The following is a 23,000-nucleotide window of genomic DNA, read 5'->3' on the forward strand; positions in this document are numbered from 1 at the left end:
AACCGATCACTTGATGTAAGTGAAGGACATTATTCTAGTAAATTTCACAGTAATTTTATGATTCTTTAAATATTTTTCATAAGTACTTAAGTAAAACTAATTTTTTAGTTATTCTTTATAAATCTAAAATTACAATTAAACTTTGAATTTAATCGCTTTAACAAACAATTACCAATAATCAGTAGATTAGCTACACAAAAGTACAATTTACCATTCAATTATTCATTTTCTCTTCATAATTCAATTGGCAAATCCAATTAACACAAACTGTACATATAAATAAGAATTATTATTATTCGCATAACCTTTTAGTTTTAGAGTCCTGAAGTTATGTCTTTGATTAGAACACGTAAAAAAATTGTTTCTTCTGCAATAGCTTCATCGCTATCAATGATTGCAACAACAGCCATCGCGCAAGAAGCAGTTTCACAATTACCAACAATTCATGCTAAAGCGACTCAAGAAGAATCTTTAAAAGTAGATCAGTCTGCAAACTCTAAATTCGTAGTTCCTCTCAAAGACACACCAAAATCAGTCTCTATCCTTTCTCAAAAATTAATTAAAGATACAAACTCTAATACCCTACTCGAAGCGTTACGCTATGAACCTGGTATTACGTTAGGTGCTGGTGAAGGTGGTACCCCGTTTACAGATATGCCTTACATTCGTGGTTATAGCGGTCAATCTTCTATTTATGTTGATGGTGTTCGTAATACAACGTCTCAAAATCGCGATATGTTTGCCATTGAACAAGTAGAAGTCATCAAAGGCTCTTCTTCTGCTCTTGGTGGTGGTGGTAGCGTTGGCGGAAGTATTAACTTAATTCCTAAAGTTGCTCATGAAGGTGACGTTTATCAAGGCAGTATCCAAGGCGGTACTGATAACTATCGTCATATCCAACTTGATGCCAACAAAGACTTTGGAAATGGAATTGCTGGTCGTGTAGTTATCATGGGTCACGAAAATGAAAAAGCTGGTCAAAGTAATGGTGCAGAATATGCCCGTGCCGGTATTGCCTCAAGTCTTGCATTTGGCTTAGATACTGCAACTCACGGAACACTGAGCTACTACTATTTACGTAGTAATGATGAACCTGATGCAGGTATTCCATTTAATAATGCAAACCCAACCAAACCTCCAGTTGGGGTTACTGTAACTCCTGGTGACGGCAAGCCTGTTGACGTAAAAGCTGGAACCTACTATGGCTGGAAAGCGCGTGATTTCGACAAACGTGAAAACCACATTGGTACGTTTAAGTTGGAACATGATTTTAATGAAAATCTTACCTTGTCTAATATAGCAACCTACAACAAATCTAAATCTGATTATGTTTATACGAATGCTGATGACTCTAAGGGTAACATTTACAGAGGCACAATCGCTCGCCGTGCGTTAAGCCGTATCTTAGATAGCGATGCTTATAGCGATCAGCTTTCTTTAAGAGGTAAATTCAACACAGGTAGCTTAAAGCATTCTTTTAATGTTGGTACCGAGTGGAGCTTCCAAGAAACTGACCAAGGTGTACATACTTTTACTAATGCTGCTGGTGAAACCACATCGACCATTTTAGACAGCAATATTCAAAACTGTACTTCAGCTGCTGCTGTGGCAAATGGCTGGTGTACGAGTTTAAATAATCCTGGAAATGGTGCCTTCACAGATAAGCGTGGATCTATCACAGCACAATCGACCACTCGTAGTCATAATGTAGGCGTGTATGCTTTAGATAGTATCGAATTTAATCCACAATGGTTACTTAACCTAGGCGTTCGTTGGGATAAATTTGAAACTGAGAAAAAATATAATAAGGACGTAAGTGGACGTACTCCTCATAAAGCTGGTGATAAATTAGAAAGCGATACAGATTACTTCTCTTACCAAGCTGGTTTAGTTTTTAAACCAACAGAAGATGGTAGTATTTATTTAAGCTATGCTACGTCAGCAAACCCAGTAGGCGTGCTTGCTGAGGGTGACACAGGTTCAGATTCTATTAGCGACTCAGGTACTGCAAGTGCGAGTGCAAATGCTCTCAAGCCAGAAGAAGCACGTACTTTCGAGTTAGGTACAAAATGGGACTTATTTAATAACCGTGCGAACTTAACAGCAGCATTTTTCCGTACTGAAAAGCAAAATACACGTATCCAAATTGACCCTACTACGACTGCCAATGCAGGTAAAAGTAAAGTTGATGGATTTGAAATTAGTCTGAACGGAAAAATTACCGATAAGTGGGATGTTTCTACAGGCTATAGCTATTTAGATAGTGAAATTACCGAAGCTGCCTATAATGCAGTTGCTCAAGAAGGTAAACCTCTCCCATTTGTAGCGAAAAACAGTGCTACCCTATGGTCTACTTACCGAGTAATGCCTCAATTGACTCTAGGTGCTGGTGTTGAATATCGCGATCAAGTTTTTGTGAACACAACTGCTCCGAAATATCTGCCAACCTATACCATTTACAATGCTATGGCTAAATATGATGTTAATAAGAATGTGAATTTGCAGCTTAATATCAACAATATCTCTGATAAGCGCTATTTTACTAGTGCGCATGCAGCTCACTACGCGTTTGAAGGTAATGGCCGTAATGCTGTCTTAGCGATTAACTTTAAGTACTAAAGTTAAATTCCATAATTTATTTATGGAATTAATTAAAGTTCATATAAAATAGCCTCGTCATGAGGCTATTTTTACAAATGAAGTATCTATTTAAAAGGTGTTTGCCGTGATTCATCATATCCCCAATGTTTTAAGCAAAGAGCAAGTTGCCGAGTTTCGTAAGCTCATGGAAGACGCCAATTGGGTAGGTGGAAAAGTGACTGCCGGCACCTTGTCTGCTTCAGTGAAAAGAAATCAGCAACTTTCAGAACAGGACCCGCTTACTCATCATTTAAGTGATCTCGTCATCAAAGAAATTTGGCAAAATCCAGTATTTCAGGCTGCAGCCCTACCCCACAAAATTATTCCACCGCTTTTTAATCGTTATGATGAACATGAAAGCTTTGGTTTCCATGTAGATAACTCAATTCGCCTTATTCGTGGAACTTCAGAGCAGCTCCGCACTGATTTATCTTGTACATTATTTTTAAGTGAACCCGATGAATATGAAGGTGGTGACCTAGTGATTGAAGACACTTATGGTTATCACGAAGTTAAATTACCAGCAGGTGATGTCGTGCTCTACCCGTCTACTAGTCTGCACGAAGTCAGTAGCATTACCTCAGGTACTCGTTTTGCTTCTTTTTTCTGGGTACAAAGTTTGGTCCGTGACGATAGTAAACGCCACCTTTTATTTAATCTTGATGAGAGCATTCGAGAACTACGTAAATCACACGGTGATAACTACTCAGAAGTCATGAAGCTGACCAACATTTATCATAATTTAATCCGTATGTGGTCAGAACTGTAACTATATTTATTTTTGCCTTTTTAAGACCAGATAATCTTTTTTACCTTAATAAGGCAAAAATATGAAAATTATTTCCCACAAAAAACAAAACAGCGCAAAATTAGAAAATTATTTTCTAAACAACTTAACTAAAATTATGATAAGAATTTCGCACAAGGTGTAATCATTGTTTAGATGTGATATATCTAAATAACAAGATTACCTGCAAACCACCAAACTTATTATTTCACGGTCTAGAGATGAAAACGAATTACTTGTTTGCCCAGCCTACTCAAGCAAGACATCATCTGCAACTCCTGATGCTGCGCCAAGCGCGCGTATAAAAATTTTGTCTGCTTTTTAAAGCAGCACTTTGAAATTACCTTTAATTTTTCTGAATTAGATACCATATATTAAGTAGAGACGTTGCCTTTTAAATATATCCAGAGCAACCGCGCTACGAGACAAGGAGTTTTCTCATGATGTTGGCTGACCCTAGCAAAAAATACCGCCGTATGTACCAGCGTGTGGATTTACCAGATCGCCAATGGCCAAATAAAGAAATTACAAAAGCGCCAATCTGGATGAGTACAGATTTACGTGACGGTAACCAAGCAATTTTTGAACCAATGAACATGGAACAAAAATTCAAAATGTTCAAAATGCTTGTGAAAATTGGTTTTAAGCATATTGAAATCGGTTTCCCTTCAGCATCTCAAATTGATTTCGATTTTACTCGCATGTTAATCGAAGAAAATCATATTCCTGATGACGTATACATTGAGGTTTTGGTTCAAGCACGTGACCATTTAATTGAACGTACTTTTGAATCTTTGGCAGGTGCTAAACGAGCGATTGTACATATTTATAACTCGAACTCTCCAACCTTCCGTCAAAAGGTGTTGAATGTAGATGTTGATGGCGCAAAACAATTAGCAATTAATGCTGCTCAAAAAGTTAAAGAGTATGCGGCTCAATATCCTCAAACTGACTGGATTTTCCAATACAGTCCAGAATGTTTCTCTGCAACTGAATTAGAAGTCGCTAAAGATGTCTGTGATGCCGTCACAGAAATCTGGGATGCACGTCCAGATCATAAAGTGATTTTAAACTTGCCAGCGACTGTAGAAGTTTCTACACCAAATGTTTATGCAGACCAAATTGAATGGATGCATCGTAATTTGGCACGTCGTGATGGCGTAATCATTTCTGTTCACTGCCACAATGACCGCGGCTGTGGTATTGCTGCATCAGAACTTGCCATTATGGCGGGTGCTGACCGTGTTGAAGGCTGTGTGTTTGGTAATGGTGAACGTACAGGTAACGTTGACGTTGCAGCAATTGCATTGAACATGTATACCCAAGGTGTAGCACCTGAGTTAGATTTCTCTAACATTAATGAAGTGATTGCAACGGTTGAAGAATGTACTGGCTTACCGGTACACCCACGTCATCCATATGCAGGTGACTTGGTATTTACTGCATTCTCCGGTTCACATCAGGATGCGATCAAAAAAGGTTTCGAATACCAGAAAAATGAAGAAATCTGGGATATGCCTTATTTACCAATCGATCCAAAAGATTTGGGCCGCGACTACGATGCTGTAATTCGTGTAAACAGTCAGTCTGGTAAAGGTGGTATTGCTTATTTATTAGAATCAAACTACAACGTTGTGTTGCCACGTCGTTTGCAAATCGAATTCAGCCAAGTTGTTCAGCAATATGCTGATGAGAACGGTACTGAAATTAATGCCAAAGAAATCTGGACCTTATTTAAAGACACTTATGTTGATGTGAAAAACCATCATTACACAGTTAAAAACTACAAATTATCTGACATTAACGGTACTCAGATTATCGAACTTGATGTGGATGTCGAAGGTGAAACTCAACAACTTCGCGGTGAAGGTAACGGGCCAATCTCTGCGTTCTTAAATGCTCTTCAATTACCAATTGACGTATTGAACTATGAAGAACGTAGTATTAGTTCTGGTGCAAATGCGAAAGCATTAACCTTAATTGAGCTTCAAGTAAAAGGTACTGGTAAAGGTTCGTTTGGTGCCGGTGTTCATGACAACACAGTCACCTCATCCATTGAAGCAATTATTGCGTGTACCAACCGTTTGATTGATCAAGGTGTTTTAAGTACAGATCAGGTTGTTGCCGCCGCTGTTTAATTAAAAAAAAGACTTTGGAAAGGATACCTAGCTTGGTATCCTTTCTTTTTATTCCTGAAAGATTTAAAAGGCGAAATGTTCCCGTGTCTTTTCCAGCTGATTCAGTGGGGTTAGTCACTCCGCAAAAGTTCCAATTTGAAGAACCATTACACCTTGAATGTGATCGTGTTTTGCCACGTTTTGAACTAATGGTCGAAACTTACGGCACTTTAAATGCTGATAAATCAAATGCAATTTTAATCTGTCATGCTCTTTCCGGACATCATCATGCAGCGGGTTATCACCACGAAGATGATAAAAAAGCTGGATGGTGGGATAGTTGTATTGGCCCGGGTAAGGCAATTGATACGAATAAGTTTTTTGTAGTTTCGCTAAATAATATTGGTGGCTGTAATGGCTCAACTGGCCCGACCTCACCAAACCCTGAAAATGACAATCGCCCATATGGACCTGATTTTCCATTAGTAACGGTACGTGACTGGGTCAAAACACAAGCCATGCTTTCGGACCGTCTAGGTGTAGATGTCTGGTATGCAGTGGTTGGTGGATCATTAGGAGGCATGCAAGCACTACAATGGTCTGTAGACTACCCTGACCGCCTGCAAAAATGTGTGATTATTGCCAGTGCACCAAAGCTTTCAGCACAGAATATTGCATTTAATGAGGTTGCTCGTCAGTCAATCTTGTCTGATCCAGATTTCCATCATGGCCGTTATTTAGAAAATGATAGTTACCCGAAACGTGGACTAATTCTGGCTCGCATGGTAGGTCATATCACCTATCTTTCAGAAGAAGCCATGAAACAAAAATTTGGCCGTGATTTAAAATCTGGCAAATTTATGTACGGTTTTGATGTCGAGTTTCAGGTCGAAAGCTATCTACGTTATCAAGGTGAACAGTTCAGCCGTAACTTTGATGCCAATACCTATCTCATCATGACTAAAGCTTTAGATTACTTTGACCCATCACGTGAGTACGGTCATTCTTTAACTGAAGCAATGGGCAAAACTAAATGCCAGTTCCTTATTGTCTCGTTCACAACTGACTGGCGTTTTGCACCAAGCCGCTCACAAGAAATTGTAGATGCGCTTATTACCAATCATAAGCCTGTAAGTTACCTTGATATTGATGCTGAACAAGGTCATGACTCGTTCTTATTTCCTATTCCACTGTATGTCAAAACCATGCGCGCTTTCTTAGGCGGTGAAGAACACTTAAAATCGACATCACTGGAGGCAAGCTAATGCGTATTGATCAACAACTAGCAGAAAAGTGGATTAAACCCGGCTCAAGCGTACTCGATTTAGGGTGTGGTGACGGTGAATTACTCGCTCATATGAGTCAAAAGCATCAAATTCGTGCTTATGGTTTAGAAATTGATCAAGAAAAGATTGCAATTGCCGTCAGTCGCGGGTTAAATATTATTCAACAAGATTTGAATCTCGGCTTAAGCCGCTTTGCAGACCAGTCCTTTGACTATGTGGTTATGGCACAAGCTTTGCAAGCCGTAGATGCACCCGATGTTTTATTAAGAGACATGGTGCGTGTGGGTAAACAGGCAATTATTACATTTCCAAACTTTGCACATTGGAAGACTCGCTCTTTTCTTGCATTAAAAGGAATGATGCCTGTATCGGATGCTCTACCATATATGTGGTATAACACCCCCAACATTCATTTATGTACATTTAAAGATTTCGAAGCACTATGTGCTGAAAATCAGATACAAATTATTAATCGACTCGCCGTCAATGGAAATCAGCAGGGAAGCCTGTTAAGCAAACATGTTCCAAATTTGTTTGGTGAAGTCGCTATTTATCGAGTGAGTGCACTATGAAAAAGACATTATTTAGCACACTATTTGCAGGACTGCTAAGTATGCAGGCTCATGCAGATTATATCGCCCAGCCACAATCGGTTGCGAGTCAGGCCGCACGCTTTTCAACAATGGGGATTAACGATCTTCAGAAAGCGGCAAAAGCTGGTCAAGCAGGCGCACAGTTTTACCTTGGTACCCATTACCAATATGGTAAAGATGTAGCAAAAGACGAGAAACAAGCTTTCGCATGGTTTAAAGCAGCAGCCGATCAAGGTTTATCACCAGCACAATTAAACGTAGGCCGCATGTATGCCGACGGTATTGGCGTTAAAAAAGATGAGTCTATGGCTCGTAAATATTTTGAAAAAGCAGCAAGCAATGGTGATAATCGTGCAAGCTATAACCTTGCGATGATGGAAGAGCAAAAGAAAAACTACGTTGGTGCTTACCAATGGTATGAGCTTTCAACTCGTGATGGCATGCTCGACAATAAAGTGATTAGCCTATCTGAAGGTAAGAAAACTGCTCTAGCCGCGAACTTAACCCAAGAACAAATCCGTACAGCTCGTGACCGTGCGGACAAATGGATTCAAGCACAATAATAACGGTTCATCCGTAAAAAACCTTACTCGACTAAAGCCACCTTGTATGCTCTACAAGGTGGCTTTAGTTTAGGTTATCCCATTTTATATTCTATTTGTTTTTCTCTATATCCTCTTCCAAAAAACACGTAACATAACTGCTGTTCGATATTAGCTATAAAGTTTGGTTTTATTATGTCTACCCCACATTGGTTTGATCAGGGCAGTTTAGTTCTTGCCAGCAATAACAAAGGTAAAGTCGCAGAGTTTGAAAAACTTTTTGAACAGCTTAAGTTACCAGTAGAAATTATTCCTCAAGGTCGCCTTAATATTCCTGATGCAATTGAAGATGGTTTAAGCTTTATTGAAAATGCCATTATTAAAGCTCGTCATGCCTCTAAAATTTCAGGTAAACCTGCTATGGCTGACGACTCTGGTATTTGTGTACCAGTCTTAGGCGGCGCACCTGGTATTTACTCAGCACGCTATGCTGGAGAGCATGGTGACGATGCAGCTAACAATGCAAAATTATTAAATGATCTTATGCCATACCGTAAAAATGGTGAAGCGATTGAAGGCATGTTTGTATGTGTACTTGCTTTAGTCACTCACGCTGAAGATCCGTTACCACAAATTTTCCAAGGCATCTGGCACGGCGAAATTTTAGAAGCGCCACGTGGAGAAAATGGCTTTGGTTATGACCCACTGTTCTGGTTGCCTGAGCTACAAGTTTCTAGCGCTGAATTGTCTAAAGAAGACAAAAACAAGATTAGCCATCGTGGGCAAGCGATGCGGTTATTTAAAGAGAGCTTGCAGAAGTAAAACTTTATATCAGTTTTAGTTTAACGTTAAAGCCATTTGCTATCGTGCTAGGCGACATGGATGTCGCCTGTCGAACTGCGACATCAAGGATGTGTCGTCAGTTCGACAAATGGTTTTGTTACTTTTGACGAAACAAAAGTAAATATTGCCTACATACACAAAATAAGCATATAACCACGATTCAAAGGCCGTCGGGTTTAACCATCTTTCTTAGAAATAAAAATGCAAAAAAACAGCATAAATCGCAATACACACACAACTCACAATCGTCCCCGAAGCAATATAAGCCGCAGATCTACCAGTTCCTTGATAATGTGTTTCTAGCGCTACAATATTCGCTGCTGGTGGCAGACAGAACATTAAAAACATCACTCCAATTTGCTGGCTGATATTTGGAATGGGTAAAAATCTATAAGTTAAGCCACAGAGAATAAATCCGCACACTACTTTAAATGCTTGAGCTTTAGTACTGTAAATTAAGTCTTTCAAATGCACTCGAGTACGGCGTAGCCACATTCCTAGCACGCACATACCAGCAAATGTCATGACAAACTTGGCAACTTCATATACCCAATGTATAGCAGGATGCTCGATATGTTGAGCACCTAATGACCTAAGTAAAAGTGCACAAAATATTGAAATACATGGTGGAGAAGTTAAAACCTTTTTTAATATGTTGAGCTTACTTTGTGGTGCAGTGGTGACTGCCGTAACAGCCCATGCATTTCCAAAAAGAGACATACCAATATATAAAGCCACAATAGGAGCCGTAGCATCAGGGCCAAATAAAGCCATAGCAAAAGGAAAACCAAGCCACCCCATGTTGGTATAACTCACGCATAGCGCTAATAATCTGTCTTTAAATAGAGCTAAATAGGCAAAGAAAATAAGAAATGCTGAACCGAAGCTAAACAGCATCAAACTCAAACTACCTGGCTGATAAAATACCATGTTGTAAATAATCACAATCGGAATCAGGAGTCGTGCAAGCCAAGCTGAGAGAATAGGTTTTATAGTTTCTGCAATCGAAGTCTGAGCAAGTAGAAGTCCTGTGATAAATGCCAATACAGGCAGTAGTAGCGCCACGCTCTCTCCTCTTGCTCATTAAAATCAGCTTGCTATGCTACACCTTTTCAAAATGCAATGTACTCTCCATTTCAAGTAATTTAAGTGACTCTTTTCAAACTATGTATAAATAAAAAAAAGGAGATATGCAGTTTATAAAATTAACTTTTTAGATTTTGGCAGCCATTCATTGTCTTAAAAATGACATATAAATGTCACATTCCTGTCATGGCAACCTGTTGATATAAAGCAAACTGAAAAGAGGTATAAGATCATGGCCGGTTTATCTATTTGGCATGTCGTTATTTTTGCAATTGTCGTTATTTTATTATTCGGTACGTCGAAATTAAAAAATATCGGTAAAGACGTAGGCGGTGCAGTAAAAGACTTTAAAAAATCAGTCCGTGAAGAAGATGAGACTACTGCTCTTAATACTCCACGTACAATTGATGCCCAAGTCAAAACACCTGACAGCACATCAGTAAAAAGCTAAAGGTTTTCGACCATGCTTGATGTAGGAATGACAGAGCTACTCTGTTTTGCAATTATTGCAATTTTAGTTTTAGGCCCGGATAAACTTCCAGAAGCTGCACGCTTTGCTGGTCGTTGGTATGTTCGCCTAAAACGTTATATTACAAATTTGCAAAATGAGATTGATCAAGAGTTGCGTCTTTCTGAGTTTCGAAAAGAAATGCAAGAAGAACTCAACCGCATTGAAGCACTAGAACGTAAAGTACAACAACAGCTTGAAGAAATTCAAAAGCAGAATATTTCTGAAAATATAGATAAGGCTGAGGCAATCAAATCAGTGCCCCAACCTATTCGGATATGTCTTCCTATATCTGGCCATTATAAAGTCCCATACATTAGAAAATTTATGCCTTTAGCATCATCAACTGATATTTCAGAGACATCACCTGTTAAATTGAAGATTGCCGTATGAACCAACTGCCTTCAACCACTGTAAATAATCAGGAAAATTTAGACCAAATGCCAATCATGAGCCATTTGGTCGTTTTACGACGTCATTTATTTAGGATTGTCGGAGTAACCTTATTTTTATTTTTTTGCTTATTACCTTTTAGAAATAATACTTACCAATTACTATCTGAACCTTTGAGGCTGCAACTTCCGACCTCCTCGTCAATGATTGCAACCGATGTCACTGCAACATTCATGGCGCCTTTTAAACTCAATTTATTTGTCGCACTTGTGCTGGCAATGCCATTTATTCTTTATGAAATATGGTCATTTGTTCGTCCAGCGCTCTATCAAAAAGAACGTCATTTAGCACTGCCATTACTCATCGGTAGTATTGTCTTATTTTATGCGGGCGTTGCTTTTGCATATTACATTACCCTTCCGGCAATTTTACATTTCTTTATTAGTGTATCGCCTGAAACTGTTGCACCGATGACGGATATTAATAGCTACTTAAGCTTTTGCTTAAAGCTATTTTTAGTTTTTGGACTGACTTTTGAAATTCCAATCGCGACGCTTCTACTGATTTTAATCGGTGTGGTAAATACAAAAAGCCTTGCTGAAAAAAGACGTTTTATCATTGTTGGATGCTTTTTTGTAGCGATGTTTATTACACCACCAGATGCAATTTCAATGGTAATGTTAGCAATTCCAATGTGGTTGCTTTTCGAACTTGGTCTACTCTTTGGTAAAATTCTTGAGAAAAGAAAAGCCCATCCTGCTGAATAAAATAGTTTTTAAGAAAAAGCCTGAACCTCCAAGTTCAGGCTTTTTTATGTAGAACACTTTTTAATCTACAAAGCAATAAACTGTCTTCAAAGTGACTTAAAAATGTAAGAAAAGTGTCATTTTCAGTCCATAGAATCAACTCAACAAATATACCCACAAAATTTACGGATTTCTTATGACAACTGCTTCTACTCAACCAACGCGTCGCGAAATTTTAAAATGGTTTTCGGGGATTCCTTTTCTACCATTAGGAGCGATGGCTACGGCAGCAACGTTAGCAGGTTGTAATGATAGTGATGACAGTTCAGCAATCACTCCAACACCACAACCAAGCAAATTTAAAAATGCAAAATTCACAGCAATGCCAGCGCCAACAACTGCAGCAGATCGCGCAACTACTTTAGTGAATTCTAAATTAAAAATTGATTGGGAAAATTCAACCAGTACTGAATACCAACTCGCTTATAAACCCTTCTTTAAAACAGGTGATAGCGTACCAAAGCACGGTGGTGGAACAATTATCGCTGGTGGTTATTTTGATGTTAATGGCAATCCAATTATGGATAAATCAATTGCTGGCAAAGAACGTCAATTCTTTTCAGACTGTCCAGATGGTTCATCTCTAATTCAATTAGAAGGTGCGAAAGTTGAAGGCGTAGCAAACCCAGTGTTTCACGTTGTTCAATTTGAGTACAACTCAAAAGACCAAGCAGGTGGTGATACTTACGGTCAGTTACCTTCACCAATTGCAATTTTAACGTTGGATCAAGACCCAAAAACAGGTCACCTAGAACTTAAAAAATACTTCAACGTTGATACTGCACCAGTACACGGTTTATGGATTACTTGCGGTGCTAGCTTATCACCTTGGAACACTCACTTATCAAGTGAAGAATACGAACCAGATGCATTCAATCAAGGCATTGGCGGTACAGATCCAAAATATCTTGGTAAATACTTCTTTGGTGATGAAACTAAAGCAAACCCATATAACTACGGTCATTTGCCAGAAGTAACAGTTAACCTTGATGGTACGGGTAGTATTAAAAAGCACTATTGTTTAGGTCGTATTTCTCACGAACTTATCCATGTTATGCCAGACAACCGTACAGCGCTTATGGGAGATGACTACACCAACGGTGGTTTCTTCATGTTCGTTGCTGATAAAGAAAAAGATTTATCGGCAGGTACGCTCTATGTTGCTAAATACATTAATACCCTAACTGAGACCTCAACTGCTAGCATTCAATGGATCAAACTTGGCCATGCGACAAGTAAAGAAATTGAGGATTTAGTTGCTGGTGGGATCAAATCAACTGACATCATGGAAAGTTTAACAACCAATCCAAATGATGCCAGCTATACTGAAATCACTTTGGCAAAGAAACAGCTTTGGGTAAAACTTAAACCAGGTATGGAAAAAGCGGCCGCTTTCTTGGAAACACATCGTTATGCAGCACTAAAAGGTGCAAGTATGGCGTTCACCAAGATGGAAGGTACTAACGTAAATATTAAAGATAAAATTGCGTACTCTGCTTTAGCTAATATTCAAGATTCAATGGTCATTGGCGGTAAGGGTTATGTGGCTGGACATAATGTTGCGTTCTCTAAAAAAATTACTGCTGGTGGCGTGCTTGCACACAAATTAGGTAATAGCTTTACAGACAATGAGGGTAGCGCAATCAATAGTGAGTGGGTTCCACTTTACTCATATATGCTACTAATGGGTGAAGATCTTGCTACAGCAGATAAGTTAGGTAATACAGCGAACCCAGACAAAATTGCTAGCCCAGACAATCTGAAGTTCTCTGAAACTTTACGAACATTATTCATTGGTGAGGACTCAGGTAACCACGTGAATAACTTCTTATGGGCATACAATGTAGATACCAAAGAGTTAACACGTTTACTTTCTACACCAGCAGGTGCAGAGTCAACAGGTTTACATGCTGTAGATTCAATCAACGGTTGGACTTACATCATGAGCAACTTCCAGCACCCAGGCGATAGCAGCAGTGTACCTGATGATGTTAAGGCATTAATTAACCAAAATTACAATAATGGTTATAGTGCTAACGTCGGCTATATTACAGCCGACCCAATTGCCCCTTCAGTCACAACTAAATAATTTTTCATAACCTCTTTAAACATTAAAGCTGGCTAAGGTCAGCTTTAATGTTTTTACATTCAGCTTTTACTTTTGATGAAAATTAAATGAAAAATTACAGAACTTTTCATTAACTTATCATCAAAACGTCAACGCCTCGTCACATTCACAAACTAAGCTCATGAAGAATTTTAGAACAATCTCTTTATTTACTTAGGAATTTCCCATGACAGAGCTGACGCCATATAATGAAGACCAAGAATTGGATAATAATACTTCTGACAATATCCACTTCCGCGACATCTTAGAACAACACATCAGTCGCCGTAGTTTAATTACTAAAGCAGCAAGTGGTGCTGTAGCGCTAACTTTAGCCTCTACCTTAACAGGCTGTAATGATAGCGATGATGATTCAGGTTCAAACAATGGCGGAACTACACCTGTAGATCCAAATAAAAAACCAGAAAAACTCACATTTACCCCAGTTGCTAAAAATTTACATGATATTGTGACAGTGCCTGAAGGTTATGAAGCCAATGTCATTTATGCTTTAGGTGATTCAATCAACCCTGATATTGGCGAATGGGATGACAACAATATTCCATCTGGCCCAAGCTTCCTTTTACGTTCTGGTGACTGCCATGACGGCATGCATTTCTTTGGTTTAAATACTTCAACAGACAAATTTGATGGGAATGTTTCAGCTGAAGGCTTATTAGTGATGAATCACGAATATATCAACCAGACCTTCCTTCACCCAAAAGGTCCAACAAAAGTTGATGGACGCCGCCCTGAAGATGAAGTGATTCGTGAAACAAATGCACATGGCGTATCTATTGTTCACATTAAAAAAGATCCAATAACTCAAAAAGTAGTAATTGATAAAAGTTCTGTTTTTAACCGCCGTATTACAGCATCAACAGAAATGGATTTTGCAGGTGCAGCAGCTGGTTCTGGCTTGCTTGCAACTCGATTCTCACCGACTGCCCGTAAAACACGTGGTACCCATAATAACTGCGGTAATGGTCATACCCCTTGGGGCACATACTTAACTACCGAAGAAAACTTTATTGGTTACTTTGCTCGTAGTACGACTGATGACGCGTTACGTACTCCAGAAGAAATTATTGCACTGAAACGCTATGGCTTAAAAGCAGGATCTGGTTCACGTTACAGCTGGGAAACAGCAATTGGTCAAGTAGAGTCACAAGACTTATATGACCGCTGGAATGCCGACGTAAATGCTGCACAAGCTACCCAAGACTATCGTAACGGTCCAAATACATTCGGGTGGATGGTTGAGATTGATCCATTTGATAGACGTCAAAATCCAGTTAAACGTACTTCACTTGGTCGTTTTGCACATGAAGACAGTGCTTGTCGTGCCGTAGTAGGTCAACCATTAGCATTTTATATGGGCGATGACTCAACTGGCGAGTATATCTATAAATTTGTATCAACGGCTGCTTGGGATGCTAAGGATATAAATGGTGGCTATACGACTGGTGACAAATATATGAACGCAGGTAAGCTCTATGTTGCCAAATTTAATAACGATGGGTCAGGTCAATGGATTGAACTTGCTTATGGCAAAAATGGTTTAAATGAAAGCAACACCACCTACCCATTTAAATCTCAAGCAGATGTTGTGACATTTGCACGTTTGGCGGGTGACGCCGTCGGCGCTACAAAAATGGATCGCCCAGAATGGTGTACAGTTAATCCAGTGAACGGCGAAATTTATGTCACTCTAACCAACAACTCGAATCGTGGTTCAAGCTACCCAACTGATGCAGCTAACCCACGTAATTACACAGATATCAAAGGTAAAGAAGAGCAACAAAAAGGTAATGTAAACGGTCATATCATCCGTTTTAAAGAAACTGATGACAAAACCACTGCTGAAACCTTCAAATGGGATATCTATCTGTTTGGTGCAGAAGCATCTATGGCTTCAAACATTAACTTATCGGGTCTGACAGACAACAATGATTTGTCATCTCCAGATGGTATGTGGTTTGACCCACGTGGTGTACTTTGGATTCAAACAGATGATGGCGCATACACTGATGTTACTAACTGTATGATGCTTGCTGCGTTACCAGGCCAGATTGGAGATGGTACTACTGCAACTACGTCAAATGGTCAGCAAACTTTAGTGGGTGCTAAAGTAACAGATGAAACGCTACGTCGCTTCCTTGTTGGGCCCAAAGAGTGTGAAATTACAGGTATTGCGATGACTCCAGACCACAAAGCAATTTTCATTAATGTTCAACACCCTGGGGAAAAGTCTAAAAAATATGATGCCCCAACAAGTAACTGGCCTGCAACCCAGAAAGATCCAAACAACAAAACTGCGCGCCCACGCTCAGCAACTGTTGTGATTACCCGCAAAGATGGCGGTGTGATCGCGGGCTAATTCTTTTATAACTATGAAAATGCCGGTCGATTGATCGGCATTTTTATTATCATCGATTTAAGAGAACCTGCTGCTGAACAATTTGCCCACTATGCTCGCCTTGCTGAGTCTTTTCCAGCCAAAGCCATTCATTATTGGTCATTCTTAGAAAGTTTGAACAACGTGTGCCATACACAGGACTTTGAATAAAAGTCGATGACAATAACTCTTCCATTTCTGGCTGAATGCCCGTATTGGGTAATAATGCAGTTGTGACCTTACGTTCATCTTCAAGAATATCCCATGCAGCGTGTTGCAAAGTTAACTCTTCCGTCTGGTGCTGAAGCATAGGCAAAAACTCTTGCGTAAAACGTGTTCTTAAATGTCTGGTTTTTTCCCAATGTTCAGACATCAAGCCATTCGAAACCACATAAACACCATTGGCTAATACTTGCGGTGCTTCACCACGATTACTCATATAAACTGCTTGATCAGCATTTCCCATAAACAGGTTAAAGCCAGCGAAGTTCTGTTGCTGCTGTTCTAATTGCTGAGCAAATCGAATCGGCAATAAATCAGACTCTAAAAAAGCCTGAACCAAATGCCCCCGAGAAGTTTCATATTTTTTTTGATCTCGTCCATCACGAAAATTGGTCAAGACAGCCCATCGACCTTGAGGTGTTACGCCCATCCAAGTCCCACCCGACTGTAAATCTTGGCCAGCAATAATCGGTGTGTGTTGCCACTGATGTAATAAAGCTGTTGGTCGATGATAGAACTCATCCCGATTTGACATAAGACATAAGGGCATATCATCAAGAACATGCCATGCTAAAGCCACAATACACATCTTTTCTTATTCCCTATCTTTACACATTGAATGTACAACATTTTTCACATCATTCCGCTACAATCTGTCAAAACGTAAGATCAAGGAGCAGCAATGCTGACCTATCCTAATATCGATCCGGTCGCAATACATCTAGGACCTCTTCAAGTCCATTGGTATGGACTCATGTATTTATTGGCATTTTTATGCGCTTGGGGACTTGCCTCCTACCGTGCCAAACAGCGTGATGGCTGGACATCGGACATGGTTTCCGATCTGGTGTTTTACGGTGCTTTAGGTGTCGTTCTGGGCGGTCGTGTCGGCTATGTCCTTTTCTATGAGTTTGATAAATTCCTTGAAAATCCGATTTGGCTATTCCAAGTCTGGACAGGCGGTATGAGTTTCCATGGCGGCTTTTTAGGCGTCATGATTGCGATGTTATTTTGGTGTAAAAAATATCAAAAAACATGGTTCCAAACTCTCGACTTTATCGCCCCATGTGTACCGACTGGCTTAATGTTTGGGCGCTTTGGTAACTTCATTGGTGGAGAGTTATATGGTCGTGCAGTAACTGACCCAAATTATCCATTTGGTATGATCTTCCCAACTGATCCATTGCAACTGGTACGCCATCCATCACAAATTTATCAAGCAATTTGTGAAGGCTTAATCCTATTTATTGTTTTGTGGTGGTTTAGTTCAAAACCACGCCCACGCATGGCGGTTTCTGCTCTATTTTTAATGGGCTACGGTGTTGCACGCTTCGTAATGGAATTCTTCCGTCAACCAGATGCCGATCAAGGTTTCATTTTATTTGGCTGGATGACTAAAGGTCAGATCCTTACCGTTCCAATGTTGCTGATTGGCCTTTGGATGATGTGGTATGCCTACCAAAAGAAAATTTATGACTGGGGCCCACAAAAGAACAGTTAATATGATAAATCAGAGGAGTTTCGGCTCCTCTTTTCTTTTTTATGCTACAGTTTTTACTCTCCCAAAAATGAAGATATGCCATGCTGGAATTCTGGTTTGACACACAAGTCCCGACATTTAAAAAATTAGTGATTTTAATTATTACTTTGGCTATTTGTATTGGGCTATATCAATACCAGCCTTTGCCCTTAGATACGATTTTAATGTTTACTGGCACGGGTGTTATCTTTTTAATCTGCCGCTATTTTAAATTACATTTTGCTCAGAAAAATCCAACTGGCCTACTTTACCGCCTGCTGACTTGGATTCCTATCGCTCTTTTATTTGCACTTATTTTTGTTAAAACAATGCCCAACTTGCTGATCTGGGGTGTGCAAGGAATCGCTTTTATGGCACTTGCAGCTTTTATCTTTTCTCCTCAATCACTTTTTAATAAATAGGCTTGATATATGTTGGCTTATTGGTACAACGCACCACGTCACATCAAACTTATGTTCATTATTGTTGTTTGTGTTGCAGTTTATGCTGCTAATCAAGTTCAGCCCTTATCTCCTATTTATACAATACTCAGCCTTATTTTCGGATTTGGTTTACATATTGGGCATTACTTGAATACTAAACTTTCAAACAACACATCAGGCAAATCGAGCTTGGGACTTTTAATCAAAATCTATCCTATTTTGATCATTATTATTTTGATGTATTTGCTCCCTGTTCAGCATAAATGGATTCATCTCATACAAGCTTTAGGCTTTGTACTAGTTGGCTTTTTTCTTGTCTCGATTTATCAAAATCGAGCTAAAAGATTTAACTAAACACATTCAGCAAAAATATCTTAGAACTAATTTTAGATTTTCATCTTGAGCTACAACAGGTATCATCTTCAGTGGTTCATGATGAAGCAGCTCTATTGAGTAATTATTTATCTTCTGAGCTATCTCCCTTCTATTTTATGGAATTAATCCGAACTCGAGAGTGTTATGCGTGCATATTTAGACCTACTACAACATATCCTTGATAATGGCGGTGACAAAGGCGACCGTACAGGCACAGGAACCCGTTCTGTATTTGGTCATCAAATGCGTTTTGATCTCTCTAAAGGTTTTCCTTTACTCACCACAAAAAAAGTTCATTTCCGCTCGATTGTGATTGAGTTACTTTGGTTTTTAAAAGGTGACACCAACGTCCAATATCTAAAAGACAATAAAGTTTCAATTTGGGATGAATGGGCAACCGCAGAACAAACAGCTCGTTTTGGCCGTCCAGAACATGAACTTGGACCAGTCTATGGTCATCAATGGCGTAATTTCGGCGCAACCAAAAATGCAGACGGCTCTTATAACCAAGATGGTTTTGACCAGATTAAATGGTTAATTAACGAAATTAAAACTAACCCAAATTCACGCCGTTTAATTGTTTCTGGCTGGAACCCGAATGAAGCTGGACAAGTTGCTTTACCACCTTGCCACACACTTTTCCAATTTTTCGTACAAGATAACAAATTGTCATGTCAGCTTTATCAACGTAGTGCTGACGTCTTCTTAGGCGTACCTTTTAATATCGCGAGTTATGCTCTACTCACCCATATGATTGCTCAAGTTTGCGGTTTAGGTGTAGGTGATTTTGTCTGGACTGGTGGTGATACGCATCTTTATGCCAACCATTTTGAACAAGCTAAACTTCAATTGACACGTGAGCCTTTACCGCTATGCCAATTGAAACTAAATCCAGAAATAACCGATTTATTTGATTTCAAATTTGAAGATATTGAAATTGTAGGTTATGAATCACATCCTGCAATTAAAGCACCAGTTGCAGTATAAAGACGGCTTAAATTTCATTAGATTACGGTTTAGAGAATAAGATTATGGCATGGCAAAATGTAGAAGTTGTCCACGTTGTGGCAATGGACAAAAATCACTGTATTGGTAAAGGCAATGCGTTGCCATGGCATATTTCTGCCGACTTAAAACACTTTAAAGAAATCACACAAGGTGGCGTGGTCGTGATGGGTCGTAAAACCCTTGAGTCTATGGGCCGTGCTTTACCAAACCGTGTGAACTGGGTAATTACCCGTGACATTAACTGGCAATTTGATGGCGTTAAAGTTGCGTATTCAATTGAAGATGCTTTAAATGCAGCTTTAGAAGATGTAAAGAATACCGAAAAACAAGCTTTGTTCATTATTGGTGGTGGTGAAATCTTTAAGCAAACATTGTCGATTGCAGACCGTCTTGAACTTACTCATGTTGACTTAGATGTGCAAGGTGATGCACATTATCCAACAATACCGAGTGAATTTCATAAAATTGCGAGTGAACAGCAAGTTGATGAAAAATCAGGAACTTCATTCGAGTTTGCGACTTATAAAAAATAATTTTATGGATGCCTATGCACAATATCGGAACACGTGAATTTATTATTGCTCTACTTTTTGGGCTGTTACATAGTCTATTCACGTTGTTTATTGTGTTCTCTAGTATTTGGGTATGCGTAGCGCTCTGGGTCCAACAACCTTTTGGCTGGTTAGGTAGTCGCATACTTATTGGCATCTGGATTGCTTTTGCACTCAGTATGGCTGGCTTATATGTTGAAGGTCATCTTATTAGCCGCCGTACCGATATCCTGATTTACCTTGCTGCCTTTGCTTGTTCACTAGTCTGGTATTTTTCGATTACCGCACGTCAAGATCGTGATTGGAACCCAGAAGTTGCCAATATGCTGAGTTACGAAAAGCATGGCGATGTAGTTACTTTACACAATGTTCGTAACTTCAACTGGCATCCTGACGGAACCTATGATGTCCGCTGGGAAACCCGAACTTTTGATCTAAACCAGTTGAATGGTATAAATATCATTGCCTCTTACTGGATGGGGCCACAAATTGCCCATACACTGGTAAGTTTCGAATTTGCTCACCAACAACCTTTAGTCTTTTCAATTGAAATTCGCAAAGAAAAGAGTGAAGAGTTTTCGGCAATTGGCGGATTTTTTAGGAAATATGAACTGAGCTTAATTGCTTCTGATGAAAAAGATATTGTTTACACACGCAGTAACATCCGCAAAGAGCAAGTTTATAATTTTCCTGTTAACATGCCTCGTAGTGAGCAAAAGGCTTTATTTTTAGAATATCTAAAGAAATCCGATGAACTTCGTGCAGAACCAAAGTGGTACAACACTTTAACCAGTAACTGTACAACCTTAATTTTTGATATGGTTCAAGCGATTAACCCCTATCAGCTTCCTAAAGATTATCGTCTAATCGCTTCAGGTTACTTACCTAATTATTTATATGATCTTAAAGCACTTAATCAAAATATCAGTTTAAAACAGTGGTATCAAATTGCGCATATCAATCCACGTACTGAAAATTTTGAACAACTTTCAGATCAGAGTAGTGAACACTTCTCTCAAATCGTTCGACAAGGTTTACCTAAAGCTAAATGAAATAAGTAATGCACTTTTCTTTACTTTTTTATACATGCTTTACTTTGTATTTTAAATACATAAACCCTATTGTAATAGGCAGGAAATAGAGGGAAAAACAATGCAACAAGCATTATTTGGCGGCGGCTGTTTTTGGTGCGTCGAAGCTGTATTTTTACAAATACGCGGTGTAGAAAAAGTAACTAGTGGTTATGCAGGTGGACACACGACTAACCCTACATACGAGCAAGTATGTCAAGGAGATACCCAGCACGCTGAGGTGATCTTGGTTGATTTTGATGAAGAGCAAGTAACTTACTCCCAATTACTTGATGTGTTCTTCGCGACTCACGATCCAACGACTTTAAATCGCCAAGGTAATGATATTGGCACACAATACCGCTCTGTTATTTACTATTATAATGAAGAGCAAAAGCAGGCAGCGGAACAGACGATTCAGACTCTAAAAAATGACGATCTTGATATTGTGACTGAGCTGTCTCCTGTTCCGACATTCTATCCGGCAGAAGAATACCATCAGAATTACTATGCAAAGAACCCTTCACAAGGTTATTGCAACTTTGCGATTCCACCAAAGCTGCTCAAGCTATATAGTAAATTCCAGCATCTGATGAAAGATCAATAAATCAGAGCAATAAAAAAAGCAACCAAACTGGTTGCTTTTTTATTGAGTAAACTAAATTTTAGTTTTCACTTACAAAGGCAATATCGCTCAGTCCGGCTTCACTGGCGCGAGACATTACCTGAGCAACAGTATCGTACTTCGACTCTTTATCAGCACGAAGTTGAACTGTTGGCTTAACATCACCTTGACCTGCTTCTTGAAAACGTTTTTGAAGCTCATCTAGGCTAATTACTTGAGTATCCCAAGCCACTTCACCATTTGCATTGATACTAATCGTAATAGCTTTTGGTGGTGGATCAATAATTTCAGCAGTTGTTTTAGGAAGCGTTAATGGAATCGATGGGTTGGCAACTGTTGCTGTGACCAAAAAGATGATCATTAACACCAACATAATGTCGATTAGCGGAATGAGGTTCATCTCATTCATGCCACTATCGTGGTCTTCACCCAATTGAAAAGCCATTAAGCTTGACCTCCAACATAACTTTGCTGTGCAGTTTTAACATCAGACTTTACAGTTGAGTCTTGCTGCAACATCGTGTCAATTAATAAGCTGTGTGCTTGATCTTGTAAGTCATGAGCAAGACCACGGTTTGCACGTACACAAATGTTATAAGCCAATACCGCAGGAATCGCAACTGCAAGACCAAGACCCGTCATAATCAGTGCTTCACCTACTGGTGTAGCCACTTGAGCCAAACCAGCTTGTCCGCTTTTACCAACGGCAACCAGCGCATGGAAAATACCCCAAACCGTACCAAACAAACCTACGAATGGTGCAATTGAAGCAATCGTTCCTAAAACAGAAATACCTTTATCAGCATTGGCCTTTTCAGCAGAAATCTGACGAAGTAATGCCTGCTCTGCAACCGCTTTACGCTGTTCAAAACTCAAAGGTTGTAACTTTGCTTTTAGCGAAGTGATAGCCTGAGAAAGTTGAGCATAAGCTTGTTGTTTTAGCTGGCGAGTCCCCATCAAACGTAAGATGAAAACTGTCCAAGTAGCAATCGACATTGCCAATAAGATGAAATACAGGGTTTTACTCACTGCATCTGCATGTTGCCAATAGATTGAAAAGTTCATATTGAACTCCTGATTA

At 39.3% G+C, this 23,000-nt stretch carries 22 protein-coding genes and 1 pseudogene; 19 read left to right on the forward strand and 4 right to left on the reverse strand.

The annotated features are described in order from the left end of the window. The first annotated feature begins 330 nt into the window (after positions 1-330). From RFW85_RS11295 to rdgB, 7 genes are all read left to right on the forward strand, one after another. Complete coding sequence (locus tag RFW85_RS11295; RefSeq protein WP_170247634.1) at positions 331-2,619, forward strand: TonB-dependent siderophore receptor; 2,289 nt, start codon at positions 331-333, stop codon at positions 2,617-2,619. Between the two features lie 106 nt (positions 2,620-2,725). Further along, on the forward strand, positions 2,726-3,409 hold the full coding sequence (locus RFW85_RS11300) for a Fe2+-dependent dioxygenase (RefSeq protein WP_309171548.1): 684 nt from the start codon (positions 2,726-2,728) through the stop codon (positions 3,407-3,409). Positions 3,410-3,867: 458 nt separating this feature from the next. Beyond that, a complete protein-coding gene (leuA, locus tag RFW85_RS11305; RefSeq protein ID WP_046811427.1) occupies positions 3,868-5,565 on the forward strand; it encodes a 2-isopropylmalate synthase in 1,698 nt (565 codons plus the stop codon). Positions 5,566-5,648: 83 nt separating this feature from the next. After that, complete coding sequence (locus RFW85_RS11310; protein ID WP_002114709.1) at positions 5,649-6,809, forward strand: homoserine O-acetyltransferase; 1,161 nt, start codon at positions 5,649-5,651, stop codon at positions 6,807-6,809. After that, positions 6,809-7,402 carry a methionine biosynthesis protein MetW gene (gene metW, locus RFW85_RS11315; protein WP_001217230.1) on the forward strand — a complete coding sequence of 198 codons (594 nt, stop codon included), beginning with the start codon at positions 6,809-6,811 and terminating at the stop codon, positions 7,400-7,402. Before RFW85_RS11310 ends, metW begins: the two co-directional genes overlap by 1 nt. Continuing rightward, on the forward strand, positions 7,399-7,986 hold the full coding sequence (locus RFW85_RS11320; protein WP_017385717.1) for a tetratricopeptide repeat protein: 588 nt from the start codon (positions 7,399-7,401) through the stop codon (positions 7,984-7,986). The genes metW and RFW85_RS11320 overlap by 4 nt, the downstream gene beginning before the upstream one ends. 174 nt (positions 7,987-8,160) lie before the next feature. Continuing rightward, the gene (rdgB, locus tag RFW85_RS11325) at positions 8,161-8,787 is read left to right on the forward strand and encodes an RdgB/HAM1 family non-canonical purine NTP pyrophosphatase (RefSeq protein WP_170247632.1); all 627 of its coding nucleotides are present in this window, start codon (positions 8,161-8,163) and stop codon (positions 8,785-8,787) included. A 210-nt stretch (positions 8,788-8,997) separates the two neighbouring features. Here the strand turns inward: rdgB and RFW85_RS11330 are convergent, their stop codons facing one another. Further along, the gene (locus tag RFW85_RS11330) at positions 8,998-9,873 is read right to left on the reverse strand and encodes an AEC family transporter (RefSeq protein ID WP_170247631.1); all 876 of its coding nucleotides are present in this window, start codon (positions 9,871-9,873) and stop codon (positions 8,998-9,000) included. Between the two features lie 253 nt (positions 9,874-10,126). On the opposite strand from RFW85_RS11330, the gene RFW85_RS11335 reads away from it, so the two are divergent. The 5 genes from RFW85_RS11335 to RFW85_RS11355 all read left to right on the forward strand — a co-directional run bounded on the left by RFW85_RS11335 (position 10,127) and on the right by RFW85_RS11355 (position 16,088). After that, positions 10,127-10,345 carry a Sec-independent protein translocase subunit TatA gene (locus RFW85_RS11335; RefSeq protein WP_002114991.1) on the forward strand — a complete coding sequence of 73 codons (219 nt, stop codon included), beginning with the start codon at positions 10,127-10,129 and terminating at the stop codon, positions 10,343-10,345. Between the two features lie 12 nt (positions 10,346-10,357). Then, positions 10,358-10,795 carry a Sec-independent protein translocase protein TatB gene (gene tatB, locus RFW85_RS11340; RefSeq protein WP_086265047.1) on the forward strand — a complete coding sequence of 146 codons (438 nt, stop codon included), beginning with the start codon at positions 10,358-10,360 and terminating at the stop codon, positions 10,793-10,795. Then, positions 10,792-11,562: a twin-arginine translocase subunit TatC gene (gene tatC / locus RFW85_RS11345; protein WP_032005632.1), complete on the forward strand. Its 771-nt coding sequence runs from the start codon at positions 10,792-10,794 to the stop codon at positions 11,560-11,562. Before tatB ends, tatC begins: the two co-directional genes overlap by 4 nt. 175 nt (positions 11,563-11,737) lie before the next feature. Beyond that, positions 11,738-13,690 carry a PhoX family phosphatase gene (locus RFW85_RS11350; protein ID WP_170247630.1) on the forward strand — a complete coding sequence of 651 codons (1,953 nt, stop codon included), beginning with the start codon at positions 11,738-11,740 and terminating at the stop codon, positions 13,688-13,690. Positions 13,691-13,895: 205 nt separating this feature from the next. Further along, positions 13,896-16,088 (forward strand): PhoX family phosphatase, encoded by a 2,193-nt coding sequence (locus RFW85_RS11355; protein WP_170247629.1) that lies wholly within the window; start codon positions 13,896-13,898, stop codon positions 16,086-16,088. A 49-nt stretch (positions 16,089-16,137) separates the two neighbouring features. Here RFW85_RS11355 and RFW85_RS11360 read toward each other — a convergent pair whose 3' ends face one another. Continuing rightward, positions 16,138-16,917 carry an NRDE family protein gene (locus RFW85_RS11360; RefSeq protein WP_171545189.1) on the reverse strand — a complete coding sequence of 260 codons (780 nt, stop codon included), beginning with the start codon at positions 16,915-16,917 and terminating at the stop codon, positions 16,138-16,140. Between the two features lie 93 nt (positions 16,918-17,010). Between RFW85_RS11360 and lgt the strand changes: the two genes are divergently transcribed. The 7 genes and pseudogenes from lgt to msrA all read left to right on the forward strand — a co-directional run bounded on the left by lgt (position 17,011) and on the right by msrA (position 21,901). Further along, positions 17,011-17,829, forward strand: coding sequence for a prolipoprotein diacylglyceryl transferase (lgt, locus tag RFW85_RS11365; protein WP_170247628.1), 819 nt, complete (start codon positions 17,011-17,013; stop codon positions 17,827-17,829). Positions 17,830-17,909: 80 nt separating this feature from the next. Then, the gene (locus tag RFW85_RS11370; RefSeq protein WP_033849483.1) at positions 17,910-18,269 is read left to right on the forward strand and encodes a hypothetical protein; all 360 of its coding nucleotides are present in this window, start codon (positions 17,910-17,912) and stop codon (positions 18,267-18,269) included. A 9-nt stretch (positions 18,270-18,278) separates the two neighbouring features. Continuing rightward, positions 18,279-18,666: pseudogene (locus tag RFW85_RS11375) on the forward strand (hypothetical protein); the annotation flags it as partial. Positions 18,667-18,809: 143 nt separating this feature from the next. Then, positions 18,810-19,652: a thymidylate synthase gene (gene thyA, locus RFW85_RS11380; protein ID WP_017482022.1), complete on the forward strand. Its 843-nt coding sequence runs from the start codon at positions 18,810-18,812 to the stop codon at positions 19,650-19,652. A 44-nt stretch (positions 19,653-19,696) separates the two neighbouring features. Then, complete coding sequence (locus RFW85_RS11385) at positions 19,697-20,206, forward strand: dihydrofolate reductase (RefSeq protein ID WP_032035374.1); 510 nt, start codon at positions 19,697-19,699, stop codon at positions 20,204-20,206. A 14-nt stretch (positions 20,207-20,220) separates the two neighbouring features. Further along, positions 20,221-21,276, forward strand: a complete 1,056-nt coding sequence (locus RFW85_RS11390) for a DUF4105 domain-containing protein (RefSeq protein WP_057085660.1) — start codon at positions 20,221-20,223, stop codon at positions 21,274-21,276. 100 nt (positions 21,277-21,376) lie between these two features. Next, positions 21,377-21,901, forward strand: coding sequence for a peptide-methionine (S)-S-oxide reductase MsrA (gene msrA / locus RFW85_RS11395; protein ID WP_086400286.1), 525 nt, complete (start codon positions 21,377-21,379; stop codon positions 21,899-21,901). 58 nt (positions 21,902-21,959) lie between these two features. On the opposite strand, the gene RFW85_RS11400 is transcribed toward msrA, so the two are convergent. Further along, positions 21,960-22,364 (reverse strand): biopolymer transporter ExbD, encoded by a 405-nt coding sequence (locus tag RFW85_RS11400; protein ID WP_000885432.1) that lies wholly within the window; start codon positions 22,362-22,364, stop codon positions 21,960-21,962. Continuing rightward, on the reverse strand, positions 22,364-22,984 hold the full coding sequence (locus RFW85_RS11405; RefSeq protein WP_001011664.1) for a MotA/TolQ/ExbB proton channel family protein: 621 nt from the start codon (positions 22,982-22,984) through the stop codon (positions 22,364-22,366). Before RFW85_RS11405 ends, RFW85_RS11400 begins: the two co-directional genes overlap by 1 nt. Positions 22,985-23,000 lie beyond the last annotated feature (16 nt).

Source organism: Acinetobacter sp. 12966, from assembly GCF_031196995.1.
GTDB lineage: Bacteria > Pseudomonadota > Gammaproteobacteria > Pseudomonadales > Moraxellaceae > Acinetobacter > Acinetobacter geminorum.